Annotated in this window: 15 protein-coding genes; 3 read left to right on the top strand and 12 right to left on the bottom strand. The window is 61.8% G+C overall.

The genetic code is table 11. From position 1 onward, the window contains the following. On the bottom strand, positions 1-981 hold the full coding sequence (locus tag ACP159_RS05305; RefSeq protein ID WP_425098599.1) for a carbohydrate ABC transporter permease: 981 nt from the start codon (positions 979-981) through the stop codon (positions 1-3). Between the two features lie 73 nt (positions 982-1,054). Beyond that, positions 1,055-2,428 carry an ABC transporter substrate-binding protein gene (locus ACP159_RS05300; protein WP_425098598.1) on the bottom strand — a complete coding sequence of 458 codons (1,374 nt, stop codon included), beginning with the start codon at positions 2,426-2,428 and terminating at the stop codon, positions 1,055-1,057. Positions 2,429-2,722: 294 nt separating this feature from the next. Between ACP159_RS05300 and ACP159_RS05295 the strand changes: the two genes are divergently transcribed. After that, positions 2,723-3,748 (top strand): LacI family DNA-binding transcriptional regulator, encoded by a 1,026-nt coding sequence (locus ACP159_RS05295; protein ID WP_425098597.1) that lies wholly within the window; start codon positions 2,723-2,725, stop codon positions 3,746-3,748. Positions 3,749-4,299: 551 nt separating this feature from the next. On the opposite strand, the gene ACP159_RS05290 is transcribed toward ACP159_RS05295, so the two are convergent. The 3 genes from ACP159_RS05290 to ACP159_RS05280 form a co-directional block, all read right to left on the bottom strand. Continuing rightward, the gene (locus ACP159_RS05290; protein ID WP_425098596.1) at positions 4,300-4,461 is read right to left on the bottom strand and encodes a hypothetical protein; all 162 of its coding nucleotides are present in this window, start codon (positions 4,459-4,461) and stop codon (positions 4,300-4,302) included. A 150-nt stretch (positions 4,462-4,611) separates the two neighbouring features. Further along, the gene (locus ACP159_RS05285; RefSeq protein ID WP_425098595.1) at positions 4,612-7,767 is read right to left on the bottom strand and encodes a hypothetical protein; all 3,156 of its coding nucleotides are present in this window, start codon (positions 7,765-7,767) and stop codon (positions 4,612-4,614) included. A gap of 431 nt (positions 7,768-8,198) precedes the next feature. Beyond that, positions 8,199-9,083, bottom strand: a complete 885-nt coding sequence (locus tag ACP159_RS05280; protein WP_425098594.1) for an AraC family transcriptional regulator — start codon at positions 9,081-9,083, stop codon at positions 8,199-8,201. 159 nt (positions 9,084-9,242) lie between these two features. On the opposite strand from ACP159_RS05280, the gene ACP159_RS05275 reads away from it, so the two are divergent. Together ACP159_RS05275 and ACP159_RS05270 are read left to right on the top strand one after the other, a co-directional pair. After that, positions 9,243-10,112 carry an SDR family NAD(P)-dependent oxidoreductase gene (locus ACP159_RS05275; RefSeq protein ID WP_425098593.1) on the top strand — a complete coding sequence of 290 codons (870 nt, stop codon included), beginning with the start codon at positions 9,243-9,245 and terminating at the stop codon, positions 10,110-10,112. A gap of 12 nt (positions 10,113-10,124) precedes the next feature. Next, positions 10,125-10,931, top strand: a complete 807-nt coding sequence (locus ACP159_RS05270; RefSeq protein ID WP_425098592.1) for an SDR family oxidoreductase — start codon at positions 10,125-10,127, stop codon at positions 10,929-10,931. Between the two features lie 99 nt (positions 10,932-11,030). Here the strand turns inward: ACP159_RS05270 and ACP159_RS05265 are convergent, their stop codons facing one another. The 7 genes from ACP159_RS05265 to ACP159_RS05235 form a co-directional block, all read right to left on the bottom strand. Next, a complete protein-coding gene (locus ACP159_RS05265) occupies positions 11,031-11,198 on the bottom strand; it encodes a hypothetical protein (protein WP_425098591.1) in 168 nt (55 codons plus the stop codon). A 234-nt stretch (positions 11,199-11,432) separates the two neighbouring features. After that, on the bottom strand, positions 11,433-12,749 hold the full coding sequence (locus ACP159_RS05260) for a hypothetical protein (RefSeq protein WP_425098590.1): 1,317 nt from the start codon (positions 12,747-12,749) through the stop codon (positions 11,433-11,435). Between the two features lie 75 nt (positions 12,750-12,824). Beyond that, positions 12,825-14,063 (bottom strand): hypothetical protein, encoded by a 1,239-nt coding sequence (locus ACP159_RS05255; protein WP_425098589.1) that lies wholly within the window; start codon positions 14,061-14,063, stop codon positions 12,825-12,827. 87 nt (positions 14,064-14,150) lie between these two features. After that, complete coding sequence (locus ACP159_RS05250) at positions 14,151-14,459, bottom strand: hypothetical protein (RefSeq protein WP_425098588.1); 309 nt, start codon at positions 14,457-14,459, stop codon at positions 14,151-14,153. Between the two features lie 352 nt (positions 14,460-14,811). Continuing rightward, positions 14,812-16,722 (bottom strand): RiPP maturation radical SAM C-methyltransferase, encoded by a 1,911-nt coding sequence (locus ACP159_RS05245; protein WP_425098587.1) that lies wholly within the window; start codon positions 16,720-16,722, stop codon positions 14,812-14,814. Next, on the bottom strand, positions 16,706-17,488 hold the full coding sequence (locus tag ACP159_RS05240) for a class I SAM-dependent methyltransferase (RefSeq protein WP_425098586.1): 783 nt from the start codon (positions 17,486-17,488) through the stop codon (positions 16,706-16,708). Before ACP159_RS05240 ends, ACP159_RS05245 begins: the two co-directional genes overlap by 17 nt. Beyond that, complete coding sequence (locus ACP159_RS05235; RefSeq protein WP_425098585.1) at positions 17,485-18,234, bottom strand: Stf0 family sulfotransferase; 750 nt, start codon at positions 18,232-18,234, stop codon at positions 17,485-17,487. The genes ACP159_RS05240 and ACP159_RS05235 overlap by 4 nt, the downstream gene beginning before the upstream one ends.

Raw genomic sequence — 18,234 nt, 5'->3', positions numbered from 1 at the left:
CTACCGAAGTTCTTTCTGTGCCTGGCGGATGTTCGAGATCATCACGGGCAGCACGACGATCATGATGATCAGAGCGACCGAGGTCGCGCGGCCGTCATCGCGGAACATGAAACTCATCATGTAACTGGGCAGGATCTCCGTCCCGAAGTTGCCGCCAGTCATCGCGTAGACGATGTCGAAGATCTTGAGCGAGCCGACAGTGATCGTCGTCCAGACCACCACGATCGTGGAAGAAATTTGGGGCATCTTGATCTTGAAGAAGATCTGGAACGGGTTCGCGCCGTCGAGGATCGCCGCCTCGATCGTCTCTTCGGGAATGCCGCGCAGGGCGGCGGAGAGGATGACCATGGCAAAGCCGGTCTGAATCCAGACCAGGATGAACATCAGGAAGAAGTTGTTCCAGAAGGGGATCTGCAGAACATCGACCGGTCCCGTCCCGAACAGCCCCGCCAGCACGGCATTGATCAGGCCGATGTCGCTGTCGACGGCGTAGACGAACTTCCAGATCAGCGAGGCCCCGACGAAGCTGATCGCCATCGGCATGAAGATCAGTGACTTGGCGATGTTGCCCCATTTGAGCGTGTCGCTGAGCTGGGCCGCGATCAGCCCGGCGACGACCGAGGCCACAGGCACGAACAATGCCCAGAGCGCGTTGTTGAGGAACGATGTGCGGAACTCCGGCGCCTCGAACAGCGCGAGGTAGTTGCCAAGGGCGATGAACGCGTCCCCCGACCGGTTGAACAGCGACCGATAGGCGGAGCCCACGACCGGGTAGGCAAGATAGACGGCCAGCACCAGCAAGGCCGGAAAGATGAAGAGCCATGGCCGGATCGTGTTGGCCCTGCGAATGTTCGTGGAGATGTCCGGCCCTTTCGCCGGGTACAGCACCCTGTCCAGCACCATGTTCGACGCGTAGAAATAGCCGATACAGCCTCCCACGCCCAGAACGATCGTCGCAAGTCCCTGAATGATGGGATTCATCGGTCCGCCTCCCGTCGGTTTCGTGATCGATTGGGGCGCCGCGCAGTCATGCCGGCGGCGCCCGGAATCGCGCCTATCGGATCGAGTCCCAGCGGGCCTGGATCGCGGCGGCGGCGTCTTCGGCGCTGAGGTTGCCGGTGGTGTATTCCACCATGGCGTTCCAGAACGCATCCGTGCCGATCTCGCCCGGCATCAGGTCGGAGCCGTCAAAGCGGAACGTGGTCGCGCTCAGCAGGATTTCGGCCAGGGCGCGCCCTGTGTCCGAGGCGTAGGCATCGAGGCTGACATCCCTGTGCGGTGTCAGGGTCTTGCCCTGCGCGGCGGTCATCGCATGCGGCAGCGAGGTTTGCAGAAAAGCCATGAAGGCATGCGCGACGGGTCGGTCCTGCATGACCGTCGCCAGCCCGCCGGATCCCAGAACCGGCGTCCCCAGATCCTTGCCGTCATAGGCAGGGAAATAGAAGAAATCGGCATCGGACCCGATCTGGATGCCATCGGGGAAGAAGGTCGGAATGAACGAAGCCTGCCGGTGCATCATGCACTTCGGCGGGAATTCGAACAGGCCGTCCGGGCTGTCCCGGAAGTCGATCGTGGCCGCAGCGCTGGATCCGCCGTCGACATAGGCGTCATTCCGGGCGAAGTATCCGTATTCCTCGATCGCCGCCACGACGCGGGGGTCGGTAAAGGGGATCTCGTTTCTGACCCACTGGTCGTAGACCTCGGGCGGCTGGGTGCGCAGCATGAAGTCCTCGACCCAGTCCGTCGCGGGCCAGCCGGTGCCCGCACCTGCGCCCAGACCAAGGCAGAACGGCGTCAAACCGTCCTCGACCATGGTGTCGGTGAGTGCCTTGAGCTCTTCCATGCTCCGCGGGATGTCGTAACCGTTCTCGTCGAAGGCCTCGGGCGAGTACCAGACGAGCGATTTCACGTCGACGGCGTTGAAGATGCCGTAGACATGGCGATTGCCGTCCGGCCCGACCGGGCTGGCGAGGTCGGCCCAGGATTCCCCGGCAGCGAACGTGTCGATGTACCAATCGCGGGTGCCATCGGCGAGCGGCACGAGGTGCCCGCGCCTGGCCATGTCCGCGGCCAGCCCCGGCTGTGGATAAAGCGCGACGTCCGGCGGCGTCCCGGCCTGCACGGCGATCACGATGTCCTGCTCGAAGCTGTCGGACCCGGAGTATTTCACCTCGGCCCCGGTCACCTCGGCGAAGTAGGCGAAGATTTCGCGCAGCAGATCGGCGTCCACGCCGGTCCCCGCGCCGGTGATCTCGAGCGTTTGCCCGGAAAAGTCGTGGCTGTCGGCAAAGGCCTGGAACTCGGCCCAGTCGAAGGGGCCCTCTCCGATTGGAAAACGCAGATGGGTGTCCGCCGCGGCCGCGCCGGCCAGAGCGGCCGCGAGGATCGAGGCGGAACAAAAGAGTGCGGTTCGTGGTGCGGGTTTCATGGGTCCTCCCTTTCAAATTCGCCGGGGCGGGGCGTTTGCGGCGCCACCGGGCATATCGGTCCCGTTCCCGGAACGGCGTGCTCCGGGTTGTGGTCGCGAATCTGATTTTCGCTATTCTTAACGTTAAGATTGCACTTGTTAGCGCTAAAATCAACATTTTTTCGCGCCAAGCGGGGAAAGGACGTTGACCTCGGCCGCACTTGCTATTTCTTCAGACCCTGACTAGGTGCTGTCCGTTGCTGCGGCCCGGCGGTGCTTTTCGATGCAGAGATGGCGACAAGAGACTGATTTCACGTGGCGACACTCAAGGACATCGCGAAGATCACGGGCCTTTCGGCCACAACCGTCAGCCGGGCCTTGCGCGGGTTCGATGACGTCACCCCGAGCACGCGCGAGCGGGTCAAGGAGGTGGCCCGCGAGTTGAATTACCGGCCGAACCACAGCGCACGAAAACTGGTGTCGGGGCGCTCGGGAGTTGTCGGGCTGGTGCTCGATACGCCGCCAGCCGATTTCGAAGCGGCGCATTTCTTCGAGATCACCTATTCCCTCACTCAGGCGATGGCCGAGAAGGGCCTCGATCTCGTGTTGCACATCTCCACCTCACCGGACCCCTTGAAGACGTACGACCGTTTGATCGCCCAGGGCATGATCGACGGCTTCGTGCTGCTTTTCCCCATGGTGGATGATACCCGGATGGACTTTCTACGCGGCCGCGGCGTGCCTTTTGTCGTCCACGGACGGCATGTCGCGTTGCCCGACTACCCGAATGTCAGTCTCGATGTCGAAGACGCAACGCGCAGGGCGGTAACGCATCTTGCCGAATACGGACATCGGCGGATCGCGCTTCTCAACAGCGAGGAGACCTGGATGGTGTCGAAGGAGCGCGAGCAGGCCTTTGCCGGGGCCATGATCAGCGCCGGATTGACCCCCGTACGGGACCTGATCCGCAATGGCGACACCTCGCACTCCTTCGGGCGCGCCGCCGCGGCGGATCTGCTTGACGGTCCTGATCGTCCGACCGGCTTCGTCTGCTGCAACTCGCTGACCGCAGCCGGGGTGCTGGATGCTGCCTCGGCGGCAGGACTGAATGTACCCGATGATGTCTCGGTTGTTGCGCATGACGACATGTTGCCGAGCCTGGACACGGCAAAGCTGACCCCGCCGCTCACCGTCACCTGCGAGTCCGTCAGGGCAGCCGGTCAGCCCCTGGCCGAACTACTGTTCCACGCGTTGAATGGCGAGCCGAAGCACGATGGGCAAGTGGTCGAAAGGGCCCGCTGGATCGAACGGCACTCCGTCGGTCCCGTCCGAACCTCTTGAATGCGGGCAACTGACATCGGAGAGCCGAGCAGGCGTCTGGCACCGCAATGTTTTGAGCAAACCATTGTCCCGCTCTTGTGACCGCAATGGCGACCAAGATCGAACATGCCGCGCGAACGGCAAGAAAGCGGACTGCCACCGTGGCAGTCCTTCTCATTTGCCGACGGCGGCTAAGGTCCGAGAGCGACGGCGTACCTGGGGCAAGCCTCCGGCGTAGGCCATGGGCAATCCCGGAGCCGGTATCGGACATGCCTGAAGCATGCATCGGCCGGGCGAATGCCCAACAGAATTTGGTGTCTCGCGGGCTTTTACCCCGCCTTTGTCGGTCGCTGCGTCCCGCGTGGATTACGCCAGTCTATCTCGTCGAGGAGATAGTCGAGTTGGGCCGCCTGGATCTGCACAGTCTCGCCGGCTTCGACCGTTCCTCAGAACGATCTCGATCTGGACAGCCGGGGCGGGCTTATGCGGCAGCGTGCCCATTTCGACCGGCAAGAATGCAAAACTGCTTGCGTTCCCGAGTTCGCCATTCCGGTACTGTCTCCGACAGATGGTCAGGAGCGAGCGGAAGACGTCATGCTACCGTGCGGTTGGCGATGCCCCTGATGACTTTCTTCGACCACCCGGATCTGGTCCGCATCACTCCAGTGCCGCCGCCGTGGCGCGTCTTCGGCGGACAGGATCTGCATCTGCGGTGTGAACGTCAGGTCGACCATGACGTCGCACTTGTCATCGCCGCCAACGCCCGGTCGGACGGTCCTTGCCGGATGCTTACAGCACAAACGTCCGTGAAGCGTCATTTACGGTCTTGGCCCGGACCCGTGAATTGGCAGAGGCCGTATTGGGGCGGACACGGTCGCGATCTGCTACTTTTTCATAGTGCGGTAATTTTCGCGCCAGCTGTCGAACTCGAAATCTATTGACTTCAGACCACTCAGGTCCAGTCCAGAATTATACGTCATGGCATCACGATGCGGTTTGTAGTCTGGTTGGACCTGGACCTCCCACGTCGTGTAGCGGCTGTAGTGGATTTGCCGGACCCAATCCTGGCCGCCAAAGCTTTGAGCAATTCCGTTATGGGCCGGCTTGTGGCCATCGCCGTCGGCGACATATTCGACTTCGATTGCGCGGGGCACCTTGTATCCAATGACGATATTGCGGTTGCGATCCAGGTAGTCGGAGACTCCGCGGTGACGCACGAAGCACAGGAAATGCGAACCGGCATCGGTCGTCGCTCCGTTCAGAAAGACGCGCACGTCCAAGAGCCTTTCGAACCAATAGTCGCTTTCCGGGTCGATGGTCACGGTCAGGTCGAACTGCCAGACCCCTTGGTCTTCGATGTAAAAATTCCGACGCAACACCTCCGGGTCGGCGGCGAAACGCGTCATGTCGAATGATATGCCTCTGGATTTGTCATTGGCCGGCGCGCTCTTGCGCGCGAGGTTTTCGAGGATTGGAGGTTCGATCCTGGCGGTGTAGGCGTTCAGAAGAGTGGCACCCGTCAGCCGTTGGGGCAATGTGAAGGGCAGTGTTTCAAGGGTCCAGATCCGATAGGCGCGAAGGATCTCGCGCACCAGGTCGACGCAGCGGTTCAGCTCCAGTGCCGCATCTGTTTCCACACTGAGGCTGCCCGAGCCTTTAGGCAGCCCGTCGGTTTCAGCGGTCACAAGCTCCAACTGCCGCTTCGCGCTGAGAATGTTGCGCTCCGTCAGGCTGTGCTGGAACCGCAGCTCGCGCAGGTTGGCCTGCAGGTCCGACAGGTTCGCCAGGATGTCGAAGCGAGCGTTCACCGTGTCGAAGTAGTCGTTGAAGACGTATTGCCACTCGCGGGCCGTTGAAAGTTCGTCGATGACATCCGCCAGATCGTGCCGCAGTTTGTTGCCCTGCAGTTGAATTTCCAGTTTTGCGGTTTCAAAGACCAGAATTCGGGCTTGCAGGTCTATCTTGTCGATCCCAGCGTCGATGGCGGTGTTCTTGTCCCGCAGCTTCAGATAGGCTTGGTACTTGCCATAGAATTCCAGTGCATCCTTTGCCAGTTTTCCTGTCGTTTTCTTGACATCTCCAAAGGCCTCCGCAAAATTCTTCTGAAATTCCGAATTCGTGGCAATCGCCATCAAATCGTTGACGATGTTATGTGCGCTACGCGACCACAGTCGCTCATAGGAAAAATCGGTGCCCAACCGTTTCGAATAGGCCTCTTCAACCGTTTGAGCCAACTTCTTTACCGATCCAAGTGCGCTGGACAGGTTCACGGCGATCCCGGCGACCATGCCGACAACTTGCACAACCTCCCAGAAGCTGGCCTCGGTCTTTTCGCGGATCTTCGCCTCCATTTCTTCGGCGGCAAGCGCGGGCATGTTGTCCAATTCGCCGCCCAAAAGAACAAGACGCCGGTCTAGGCTGACAATGTCGGATTTGAAGGCCCGTTCGCGGCTTTCAAGAAACTGGATGCTGCCGGGCGTATTGGGGTTCCCCTCGAGCTGTTTCAGATAGCTCTCCGCCATTTCGATCGCGTCATTCAGTTCCAACTTACGGTCCGCCGCGTCGCGGACCGCTTTGCGGTGGGCATCGCGCATGGTCTCTCGAGCGACGGCAGACGAAAGCGCGGCTGAAACATATCGGTGTGCAGCGTCCATGTCAGAGAACGAGGTGCGAAGCGGTTGTGCCTCTTCGCCGCGTTCGATGATCCCGATGCGGTGGTCCGCATCATCACGGATCTGCGCCACCGTCTCGTCCATGTCCCTGGACGAGGTCACAAAGCGCAACCACTTGAGTGCCGAGACCGCATCGTCGGCACGGCCGTCCGCAAGATCAAGGGTCGCGGCACGATCGAGAAGAACCGCGTGGGCAATTGGTGGAATGCGCAAAGACGGGGCGCCGCGCTCTTCGCTGATCGAGGCATATCCTTTGGCGCCATCGCTTCCGGGGGAGACTTCGGGAGGGCTGGCAAATTCCGCGTACCTGCCATTGGACCCATGAGCGCCATCGGGGCGTCTCAGGCGCAGCTTCTTCTTTCCCGTTTTTGCGTCCTTGACGACATAGTCAGCCGACACGTTCAAGTTGTCGAAATGGACCGAACCGTTCCAGTCGATATCCCAGCGTGCCTTGTCATTTTGGTCGTCGAGGGCAGAGTAGCCGATATTGCTCCAAAAGATTTCGGAGCGATATCGCAACCGCGCCCCTTTTCCACCCGCGGCCCCGCTGCCAGGAGTTCCGTGACGGCCTGCGCCGCCTTTCAGGCCGCCGGCCGCCGAAAATACGGGATTTTTTTCGGGCGCATGCAGAACCCGGACCTGAATGGCCCCGGCTGCGCCCCCATTGCCGCCCTTGCCACCAAGACCGGCATTGCCACCGTCTCCGCCGCGTTCGCCGGGTTTGCCATCTGTCGTGACCTTCAGGAGCGAACCCACACCGCTTTTGCCAATGACGTCTTCGGCGGGATCCCAATACCCATCATCGACGGTGATGACCATTCCAGTTCCGTCGGGGTACCGGCGTTGTCCGGTTTTCACGAATTTCGGACTTCTGGCATCGGGGCGGGCCGCTGGCGGGGCCCCATGCTCGCCGTTGCCACCGTCCTGGCCGCGTCCGCCTTTTCCGCCGTTTGCAACGAGTTTAAGACGTTCTGCACCGTTGATCGTCCGGGCCCAGATATTGAGTACACCACCCGATCCGCCGTCGCCCCCATTTTCGCCGTTGGCACCATCCGCGCCATCAACCGGACGCAACCCGCCGCCAGAACCATCCGCGGCGCGCGTTCCCGGCTCGAAGCTCTTGCCGTCTTCGCCGCTGACATCGACTTCGGCCCCCTGCGGACCGACCGAGACCTCGGCGGCAGAGATGTTGACGACACCGCCGCTGAGGCGGACCTTGCCATTCAGTTTGATCCTGGCCGCAAAAATCCAATGGACGTAGCCCGGCAGCAGCGTGCCCTGGGTCAGTTCGATCTCGGTGTCCGTTATCGTAACGATATTGTTTTCAGTGTCGACATCGAACGAACGTGTCGTGAACGAATCAGACATCCTAATTTCCGCCCCCTAAATGAACAAACCCAAATAGTATCTATGCACACAACGCAGCAGCAAAAAAGGCCGCATTGAGTTGGTTGAATAGCCTGGTCTGTTTCCCTGAGGAGATCTCCCATCAAGCAATCTTGCCAAAATCCGATTGGCCGCTGATATAGATGACTTTGCCACCGTCGCGGAGTTGGGCATTAAGCCGAGGACCGAGTTTGTAAAGCAACGGTCGAAATCGACTTTGACAACGAGCGTTTTGAACGTCTGCATTCGCGAAAAAACGTACCTTCACTTCCACGCCGCCACTGACCGCAGGGTCCGCGCCGCCGACTCCGAATCGTCTGTAATGCTCCGCCGAGCCAGACAGGCCGCTTCTGTGAAGCCGCGCTGCAGCGTCCGTCAGGACAGCGAATGTCCACTCAGGTTATCCCGGCGGTTCACTCGGCGGCCAATGCGGCCCGATCCTGTCGCGGGGACAGGCCGAACTTTCTTGCATACTCGCGCGAGAAATGGGCTGAGCTTTCGTAACCGACGCGGAAGGCGATGTCGGACACCTTGGCATCCGAGGAGCGCAACGCGTCGCGGGCGTGCAGCAGACGCAGGTCCTTCTGGTATTGCAGAGGGGAGGTGCCGGTGATGGCCTTGAAATGTTCGAAGAAGGCCGAGGGGCTCATGCCGATGCTTTCGGCGAGGTCACCCACCACCAGAGCGCGCGAGAGGTCAGACTGGATCTGGCGTGTGGCGCGGAAGATGCGGCTGGCGGAGGTCTCGTGCCACAGCAGCCGGTGCAAGGCGTCCGCATGGGGGCCCAGCAGCAGCCGTGCGTGCAGTTCCTGCCTGGTAATCGGGGCAAGCAACTGGCGCGTGTCATCCTGCGCACATTGGTCGATCAGGCGGGTCAGTGCGTCTTCCATGCCCTTGTCTGTCGGGCAGAGCGTGATCGAGAACGGGTCTTTCGCATGCGGGGTGCGCACGGGCATCACAGCGGGGGCCAGCTCGCGCAACAGGTCGAGGTCCAGCGGCAGGACAAGCGCGACATAGGGGGCCGCAGGGGTGGCCTCGGCGATCCGCGAGACAACCGGAAGAGCGTGGCTGACGATCAGCGATTGCCCCTGCGCCACCGTCAGGCTGCGGGTGCCGGTGCTGACCTGCTTGGCCCCTTGCAGCACGAGGCACAGCAGCGGGCGATAGACCGTGGCGGTCTGCGGTGTCTCTGCCGTGTAGCGCAACAGGTGCAGCCCGCTGGGCGCATGGGCCAGGGCGCCCTCCGGCACTTGCGCCTCGTCCAAAAGCGCCGATACGCGATCCAACAAGCCTGTCATGCCATTCTCCCTTTGCGAACATGATACCACGAAAGCGCTTCGCGTCGTATCGGATAACTTCAACATCTGGAGGATTGAGCAAGTTATCAGGGCGATCGGGAAAGAATCCGCCGTCCATGCAGAGTATCGTCCTAATACCGAAAATCGAGGACACGACATATGGCAAAGGTATTCATCACAGGGATCGCGGGCGGTTTTGGCCTGCCCACGGCGCGGGCGCTGATGGCGCAGGGGCACGCGGTGGCGGGCAGCGTGCGCAGCCGCGCCGGGCGCAAGGCCGACATCGTTGCCGACTTGGAGGCAGAAGGCGCGCGCATCGTTGAAATGGACGTGACGGACGCAGCCAGCACCGGGCAGGGCGTAGCCGAGGCGATCACCGCCTTGGGCGGGCTCGACGTTTTGTTCAACAACGCCGGGATCGGGGCCTACGGCATTCAGGAACTGATGTCGCCCGAGGACATGACCCGCGTCTTCGACGTGAATGTGACGGGCGTGCAGCGGGTAATGCGGGCGGCGCTGCCGCATTTCCGGGCGCAGGGGCGAGGGACGGTACTCTATACCTCCAGCCTGATCGGGCGCATCGCGACGCCCTTCTATGGCACCTATTCCGCGTCGAAATGGGCGCTGGAGGCCATCGTGGAATGTTACCGGACCGAGCTTTCCGGCTTTGGCATCGAATCCTGCATCATCGAACCGGGCGCCATGCCCACCGCCTTCTTCGACGGGATGGTGGCGCCGAACGATCCCGAACGCGAGGCCGGGTATGGCGATTTCACCGCCGTGCCCGCCCTGTCGGCCCAAGGTCTGGCTCAGATGCTGGAGGCCAATCCCGATCAGCGCCCCGAGCGCATCGCCGAGGCAGTCGTTGCCCTGCTGGCGCTGCCTTTTGGCCGGAAACCCTTTCGCACCGTGGTCGACCACACCGGCGTCGGCCCGGAGATCGAGCGCTACAACACCGCGCTGCACGACGTCACGCGCACCGTCCTGACCCGCTTCGGCATCGCCGACATGCTGCGCCTCAACGCCTGAAGGAGCCTACCCATGCCCACCATCCTGATCACCGGCGCGTCCTCCGGCATCGGCAAGGCCACAGCCCTGCGCTTTCAGTCCGAAGGCTGGAATGTCATTGCCATCATGCGTGATCCTTCCGCCTCGGACCTTGGTGGCGACACCACCTTGATCACGCGTCTCGACGTCACGGACCCGGCGTCGATCAGGGCGGCCGTCGACGCGGGAACCGACCGTTTTGGCGCCATCGACGTCCTGCTGAACAACGCTGGCTACGGCGCCTATGGCCCGCTCGAGGCGTTTTCGACCGACCGCATCCGCCGCCAGTTCGACACCAACGTGATCGGCCTGCTGGAGGTGACGAAGGCCGTCCTGCCGCAGATGCGTGCCCTCCGCGCAGGCACCATCGTCAACATTTCCTCGATCGGCGGGCAGATCACCTTCCCGCTGGGCACGCTCTACCACGGCAGCAAGTTCGCCGTCGAAGGCCTGTCCGAGGCGCTGCATTACGAGTTGGAACCGCTGGGCATCCGCGTCCGCATCGTTGAGCCGGGCATGATCAAGACCGACTTCGGCGGGCGGTCCTTCGACTTTGCCATGGGTGAGGATCTGACCGATTACGCGCCCACCGCCGCCGCCATGGGACGTCTGTTCAGCAAGCTGGCGGCAACCCCGTCAGCCCCCGAGGTCGTTGCCGACGTGATCTGGCAGGCGGTGACGGCCACAGGCAACCAGCTGCGCTTTCGTGCAGGACCGGACGCCACCGACCTGCTGGACCGGCGCAAGGCGCAGGACGACGCAACGTTCATTGGCGGTATCAAGGCATTGATGGCCGAGTGAAGACCGGAACAGCCCGCGCCGCGTGTTCTCCGCTTCCGCACTCTGCGCTGCGGCAGAGGACCCTTGTGATCCACGGCAGTCAGGGCCAGGTCATGGCGTTCAAACATGCTTGACGCACTGCTGCTCCCAAGCCACCGGAAACGGCTCCAATTCCTGCGCAGGAGTCCCCTCTGGCCCTTGCTTCCCGTCCGGGAGCGCTTCGACGATGTCGGGCGCAAGCAGCGTCAGCGGATCATCGTCCGGCGCAGCAAGCACCCGGTCGACCATCGCCCGATCCGCGTCGGTCGGCTCTCATTTGCGCCCGGTTGCGCTCCAACCGGATGTCGGCGCGCCGGAGTTTGGCAAGTCTATGATGTGCCGTTCGCATGTTGGCACGGTGGTCGGTCTCAGCATGTCCTCGAAGTGCAAAGACTGTCAGAAACGGCAAGCCATTGATAACATTTTCGAGAAACCAGAGGTTTGCTGTTCTGCGCGCGGAGTGACACCGGTGTCATTCGCCCTTCAGCGTGCCGCGACGAGGGCGTGGACCAGCGCCCGCAAGTCCGCGATCTCCGCTTCCTGCGCGGCGAACCGGTCATCCTGCGCGGCGTTTTCCGTTTCCTGGGCCGCCAACCGCGCCTCAAGCGCGGCATTCTCCTCGTGCAACTGCCCGATATACAGATGCGCCTTCTCCAGTTCGTTGAGCATGCCGCCGGTCATGGCGGTCAGGTTGAACGGACCGTTCTCCGGAGTCGGACCGACGTTCGGCAGGTGCTTGTTTGCCTTCATCAGCGCCGCCTGCTCGGCAATCGTTGGCAGCGGATAATCCTCGTCGAACACCCGGTCACAGCCTGCCGAGCAGCTTCCCGCGGTATGCAACTCACCCAGAATGGTCATGTCGCCGGTCCGGGTGAGCGCCATCTGGAGCCCGCCGTCCGAATGGTTGATGAAGAAGCGGCCCTGCGGGTTGTTCTCGTGCACGAAGTACCATTCGCGGTTCGCGGCGTTGTCGCGCAAGGTGAAATAGGATCCGCCGTTGTTCACCATCCGGAACATCTCGCGCGGGGCGGCAACGGTGTCGCTCGAATTTTCCACCACGATTGCCGCGCCGCCGAAGGGGCGCCAGACGTGCAGGGGCGCGGCCGGACTTTCGGTGCCGACTCCCACGTTGCCGTTGTCGCCGTGGACGTAGAAGGCACTGAGGTTATCGTCCGAGGCGTAGCGGAGGTTGAAGGACGAAGATTGATTCTGGTTGATGACCAGTCCGAACGGCGCGATTTCGAAGGCCCGGTGAGGAACGCTCCCTGATCGGATGGAGAAGGGAATGTTGTTCGTGTTGACGTCCGTAATATTGAAATACCCGTTGCCGGTCACCTGCATTTCGTAAGCCTGATCGGGTCCTCCGAGGCCTGAACGGTCGATCCGGAGACCCGCGTCCGTCGCGGTATGCAGATGCAGCCGCGCCTGCGGGATCGAGGTGCCCAGCCCGAGACTGCCGTCGGCGGCCAGGAACAGGCTGTTGTCCGGGGCGGTTCCGCGGATCTTGAACGGCGCGGTGCCACCGGTGACGTCCTGGATCCAGATGGAATCCTCGTTGGTGTCATTCGTGCGCAGGCGCCAGTCGTTGGTCGAGGTGCCGGCGATGTCGTCAAAGAGGATGCCTGTGGCGGCGCTCTTGATTTTCAGGTCGTCGAAATCGCCGAAGGTCTCGCTGCCGGAGCAGTCAGACCCGACGCACAGGTTGCCGTCGACACTGTGATCGCCGGATAGAAGGGTCTGGGCGGCAAGAGGCAGGGGAAGGAGAACTGCCAGCAGGGCGGCTTGAATGAGGCGAGCCATGTCGATGTCCTTGATACAGAAATGACCGGGATGAATTTCTGCAAAGGTTAACGGCACTTGACCGAGGCGCAAGTATCAATCGCCCGCTTTTGCCTCCAGTGCTGCCAGTCGTGCCAGGATATCCGCCAGCTTGTCCCGCTCCGATTGCAATTGCGCCACCTCGGCTTGCAAGGCGCTGATCTCGGTCTCGTGGTCGCGGTTCAGACGGTCGATGTAGAGATAGGCCTTCTCCAGTTCGTTGAGCATCCCCGTCGTCATGGACGAGAGGTCGAACGGGCCGTCCTCATCGGTCGGACCCACGTTGGGCAAGTGTCCCTTCGCCCGGATAGCGGCCATCTGCTCGGGGATGCTCGGCAGCGGGTAGCCCTCGTCGAAGACCCGGTCACAGCCCGCCGCGCAGGAGTCAGCGGTATACAGGTCTCCCTTCAGGGTCATGTCCCCGGTGCGGGTCAGCGCCATCTGCAAACCGCCATCGGAGTGGTTGATGAAGAAGCTTCCCTGCGAGTTGTTCTCGTGCACGAAGAACCAGTCATTGCCGGTGGTCGTGTTGGCGAGGGAGAAGTAACTGCCGCCGTTGTTCTCCATCCGGAACATCTCGCGCGCGGCGGGAGGGCTGGATGGGTCGTTCTCCACCTTGATCGCGGCGGTGCCGTCTTCGCGCCAGACATGCAGCGGCACATCCGCGACTGTCCCAAGTCCGAGTTCGCCTTGGCTATCCACCACCACACTGGCTGGCGGCATGCCCGTGGCAAACTGCAAGACCGGCGAGCTTCCCCCCAAGGTACGGTCGTTGATGAGCAAAGCCGAAGTACTCGCTTCTATGATCAAGTCCGAGTTCGGGCGGCCGCCGCTGTCGTTGCGATGGAGTTTTATTCCTGTATAGCAGTCGTCCTCGATATGCAGGTTTGCTGCTGGCAGCCCGGTGCCGATGCCGATATTTCCCGAAGAACTCACAACCAGTGAATTTGCGGGCGCATCGCCAAACACGCGAAACACCTGATTGTCCGTATCCCCATCGCGCAAAGCGAAATACTCGTCGCCAAATTTTTCGGTATCGTTGGCTTCGAGAATCCAGTCCCGGTCGGGAACTCTGTCTTGGGTAGAACTATCGTCGAACATCAGCACCGGGCGGCCGTCCTTGATCTTGAGATCGACGTCAGGCGCGAAGCCTTCCGCGCTGGTGCAGGCGAGGCCTGTGCAGAGACGGCCCGGAATGCTGTGGTCTCCGATGAGGTTCGTGACCCGGGCTTGCACTGGCGACAACAGCACGACACCGAAAAGGCCGGACAGAAGAGAAAATGTCTTGGTGTGCATGAGCAAACCCGAATACCAATCAGGCGTCGGACGCATCTCGAGTCGATGTTCCGGCTTCCGAAAAACTTAAATTCGTTAATCACGCCTTCACGCGCCGCGTCCGTCAAGCGTGGCGTGCAGTTGCCCGCTGGGATCACCGCGCCGCCTGCAACTCCCGCAACAGCGCCTTGACTTGTTCAAGGCGATCGTTCGGCGCGGCAATCGTCGCTTTCGGTTCAGGATCACGTCCTCTCGCTCCAGTGTGTAGAGCGTCAACTCCTCAACCGTCTTCGGCAGGGTCATCTGCATTCCGGTCATATCGAGACCGGTTTCCGCGATCACGGCCGCTGCGGGCACGTCCGGCAGATGTTGGTTTTCTGCGAAGAAATTCCTGATCCCCGGCGTCTCGTGCGCCATGGTCAGCCGGTTTTCGGGGCTGACGGCGCCGCACGGCTGTCCAAGGCATCAAGACCCCAAGGTGTCCAAGTCTCCCTGGATCTGGACCTGTTCATGGATTTGAACATCATCCGCATGAACGATCTGCGCACGCGCCTTTGGTGCGAGCAGGGCGCGGCGCGTACGATTGCAAGAACCGCAAGTCTTTTGACCATGGCGTCTCCTCGGGGACCTGCGCGCGGAGTTCACGGACCTGTGCCCTGCAGCAAAACCCTGCGGCAAAGGCACGTCGCCTGTCTTTTCGACAGGACGATTGCCAACGCCAGCATCCGTGTCTTCGTGAGGCAATCCCCGCGTTGGGCCAGAACTCGGTTCAGGTCCAATGCTGGTTCCTCGGCAAGGCCAGGCCCAGAAACAGCCCTTCATCCTCGAACGCCAGTCCGGTTTCACAAAAGGCTTCGAGAACCCCTTGAACCACGTCCTGGTCCGGCGCTTCGGTCAACTCCGACCTCTCCAGTTTCGCCATCAAATCCTGCACCGTCACGGGCGCTTCGGCGCACAGACGATAGACCTCCGCCAAAAGACCGGTCAATTTTACCTGTCCGGTATGGTCGGACTTGCGGCGGTCCCGGATCGTCAGCGTGCCAAACGCCTGAGTGAAGGTCAGCATGTGTCTGGCCTTGTCCCGGTCCCAATCTGCCTGCCACGCCTGAACCAGAACTTCGGTGTCCCGCAGCACCTCGGGGCTGCATGTATCCGCCACCGAGTAGTCGAAGAAATACGCAAGGTTCGCCAGGTCCACCTCCCTGGGGAAGGCGTAGGCATAGCTGGCCTCGGGGCGAACATCGGAGATACCAAAGGCGCCGGGCGTATTGAACAGGGGGGAATAGCGTTCCAGCCAGATCGGTGTCAGACCCGATGGAGGCTCAAGGTGCGGTATCTTCCGAAGCAAGTCCAGCTGCTTGGCGTAGTCTTCCGGCCTCTCCCCCGGTATGCCGCACAACAGGTTCCAGGACACCTTGATGCCATGGTACAGGCACCATTTCATGAAGTGCACATTTTCGATCGCGCTCGATCCCTTCCTCAGGCGGGTCAGCAGCGCGGTGCTGAGCGATTCAATGCCGGGCTGCACCCGGCGAAGGCCTCCCGCCGCCAGAACGGCCAATTGATCGCGTTTGAGGTTTGTCTTGACCTCGAAGAAGAATTCCAGATCCAGGTTCCGCTCCGCCATGCTGGCGAAAACGGATTGGACGAATTTCGGGGCAAGGATGTTGTCGGTGGTTTCAAAACGCAGGGCGTCGTGCCGCAGGCTGAGTTTTTCCAGCTCGTCCAGAACCCGTGGCGCGCTCTTCATCCGATAGCGCATGTTGTGACCATTCAGGCCGCAAAAGGTGCAGTGGTGTCGTACCCCCCACCAGCAGCCCCGCGAGGTTTCCATCGGCAGGAGACCCTTGGCCGCCAATCCCAGATTGGCGGACCGTTCGAAGAATTCGTCGTAGATCGGGATGGGGACCACGTCGAGGTCGCGCACCAGAGGGGATACCGAATGGGAAGCGGCGTCACAATTGGCCCGGCTCACCACGCCGTCGATCCTGATTCTGTCCTGCGGGATGGCCGCGTCCAGCGCCGAGAGCAGGCTCGGAAAGGCAACTTCGGCCTCGCCGCTCACCGCATAGTCGACGGCTTCGAAGACACGCACCAATTCCCCGCCCATGGGATGGTCACAATTCGCGCCGCCCATGATGATCGTTGTCCGTGGCCGGAGAGCCTTGATCCGCTTGGCCAGTGCAAGACAGGCATTCGTCTGCTGAAATGTGGAGGTCAGACCAATGACGTCATGCCCCATCGCGGCAAGCGCCCGGGCGCAGCGATCGACGAAGGCCGGCAAGACGTCGTGGCGGATGGTGTGAAGCCTCGCGAGTGTCAGTCCGGTTTCGGCAATCAAGGCCTCGCGGGCGTGCGGGAAATCGTCAATCAGGCCAGTGCCCTGATCCGGTGCGTGTGCGCCGTGCGCCGCGATGGCGAACAGCCATTCGCCCGACATGACACCCCGGTGCTCGCACAGGGATTCGTATAGGTCTTCGCCCAGTTCGACCGCGAGATCGAGATTGAAGTGATAGCTTTGCGCGGCAAATCCCGCCGCTTGGGCGATCCCGGCGACCGTGCCGGCCTGAATCGACGGCATGGCAACCGATGCGAAGGGCATGACCACGATCCCGACGGACAGGACACGCGCCTGGCTGGCGGGATGATGGTCCTCCGTGGGGTCAAATACCTTGTTCATTTTCCTGTCCTCCGGGCCTCTTCCGATAGATCGACACATGCCGCCGGGCCGCGCCCTCGAACGGCGTGCCATCCCAGTCGCCAAACCGATCGACCAGTTGCAGGTTGGCTATGGCGGCCATCAGATCGAGTTCGGACGGCCATATGTAGCGCAGGCTCATCGGGAAAAGGGTCACGCGACCGCCGGTCATTCGGGCGATCTGATACCGGATGACCTGACTGGCCGGATCGACTTTGGCATACCGCAGCCGCACCTCGCCCGCGTCCATGTAGAGCAGTTTTTCGCCCACCTGATCCGCCTGCTCGACCGCCGGCAGGTTGCCTTCGATCACGAAATGGCCCCCGGGAGACAGGGCGGCGGCAGCATTCAGGATGCAGTCCATCTGACGGGATTGGCTGAGCAGATGCGACAGCGTGTTGTTGATCACATAGATCAATCCATACGCCCGGGGCCGGGACAGGGGAGCGGCCATGTCGCCCTCGATCTGCGTGACGCTGCCTTGCGGGTCCTTGGCGCTCAGGGCTGCAAGCATCGGGCCGGATGCATCGAGCCCGTCCACCGTCACGCCCCGCTGTGCCAGAGGTAGGGCGATGCGGCCGGTTCCAACGCCGAGTTCCAAAGCCCGGCTGTCCCCAGCCAGACGGGCGAGACGGTCGACGACCGGTGTCACGTCCTCATCATCGAGCTGGTCGTAGACGCGGCTCCAGTCCTGTCCCATGGCTTCCTGCAGATACGCGGGGATTGGACGCGTGTCGTGATGTGTCATGCCGGTTCCCCTTGTGTGAAGGTGCGATAGGCTTCAAACCATGCGTCCCGGACCGGCGCGGACTGTTTGATGAGACGGGGCTTCAACCCAGGTGGCACCGCCGGTCCGAGACCCAGAAAGGTCAGGCAGGTTTGCAGCGTCCGGCTGGGGTCATGCGCCAGATCCTCGTATGCCAGGTCGAGGACCGGCACATCGCAGTGCTTCAGAAATCCGTCGATGGCTCTGTTGTCGGCCTTGATCGCCCTTTCCAGCTGACGCGTCAGTTCCATGTCCTGCGGCGTGGGACCTTGGCAGTCTGCGGCGGTTGCGGTCGTCTGCACCCAGGTGCCGGTTTGTATGGCACGGGCGTAGGAAAGGGCCTGCCGCGCCGTGTCGCGGCGACGCAGATGTATGACTTTCAGATTTGGGAAGGCAGCTGTCAGACCCGACTGGTTGCTTGGTTCAGACCGATCGCGCAAGGCGGGCAGCAGATAGCTCTGCAACTGGCGCCACATCACCTTGGCGGCAAACACGCCGCCAAACCGCTCCCAGCTGGCCTGACGCAGCTCTTCGAGATATGTCCTTGTGCTGACGGCCAGCCCGCCCGTGACCCGCGCCTGATGCTCCGGTGCAAAGTATTCATCGGGCCGCCCGGCAACGCCGCTCTGACGCAGCAGATCGCACAGCAGATAGCTGCCCGTGCGGGGCGTCGTCAGGATGAGATAACAGCTCCCATCCTGCTCAAGTCTGCCGCTTGCACCGATCAT

The sequence above is a fragment of the Tropicibacter sp. S64 genome, from assembly GCF_049803835.1.
GTDB lineage: Bacteria > Pseudomonadota > Alphaproteobacteria > Rhodobacterales > Rhodobacteraceae > Pacificoceanicola.
This window is presented reverse-complemented; position numbering and strand designations above follow the sequence as displayed.

Bases quoted from the DNA above. Each gene is read 5' to 3' on its own strand.
- ACP159_RS05305 (WP_425098599.1), bottom strand. From the start codon at position 981: ATGAATCCCATCATTCAGGGACTTGCGACGATCGTTCTGGGCGTGGGA.
- ACP159_RS05300 (WP_425098598.1), bottom strand. From the start codon at position 2,428: ATGAAACCCGCACCACGAACCGCACTCTTTTGTTCCGCCTCGATCCTC.
- ACP159_RS05290 (WP_425098596.1), bottom strand. From the start codon at position 4,461: ATGGTCGACCTGACGTTCACACCGCAGATGCAGATCCTGTCCGCCGAA.
- ACP159_RS05285 (WP_425098595.1), bottom strand. From the start codon at position 7,767: ATGTCTGATTCGTTCACGACACGTTCGTTCGATGTCGACACTGAAAAC.
- ACP159_RS05280 (WP_425098594.1), bottom strand. From the start codon at position 9,083: ATGACAGGCTTGTTGGATCGCGTATCGGCGCTTTTGGACGAGGCGCAA.
- ACP159_RS05275 (WP_425098593.1), top strand. From the start codon at position 9,243: ATGGCAAAGGTATTCATCACAGGGATCGCGGGCGGTTTTGGCCTGCCC.
- ACP159_RS05270 (WP_425098592.1), top strand. From the start codon at position 10,125: ATGCCCACCATCCTGATCACCGGCGCGTCCTCCGGCATCGGCAAGGCC.
- ACP159_RS05265 (WP_425098591.1), bottom strand. From the start codon at position 11,198: ATGGTCGACCGGGTGCTTGCTGCGCCGGACGATGATCCGCTGACGCTG.
- ACP159_RS05260 (WP_425098590.1), bottom strand. From the start codon at position 12,749: ATGGCTCGCCTCATTCAAGCCGCCCTGCTGGCAGTTCTCCTTCCCCTG.
- ACP159_RS05255 (WP_425098589.1), bottom strand. From the start codon at position 14,063: ATGCACACCAAGACATTTTCTCTTCTGTCCGGCCTTTTCGGTGTCGTG.
- ACP159_RS05250 (WP_425098588.1), bottom strand. From the start codon at position 14,459: ATGGCGCACGAGACGCCGGGGATCAGGAATTTCTTCGCAGAAAACCAA.
- ACP159_RS05245 (WP_425098587.1), bottom strand. From the start codon at position 16,722: ATGAACAAGGTATTTGACCCCACGGAGGACCATCATCCCGCCAGCCAG.
- ACP159_RS05240 (WP_425098586.1), bottom strand. From the start codon at position 17,488: ATGACACATCACGACACGCGTCCAATCCCCGCGTATCTGCAGGAAGCC.
- ACP159_RS05235 (WP_425098585.1), bottom strand. From the start codon at position 18,234: ATGATCGGTGCAAGCGGCAGACTTGAGCAGGATGGGAGCTGTTATCTC.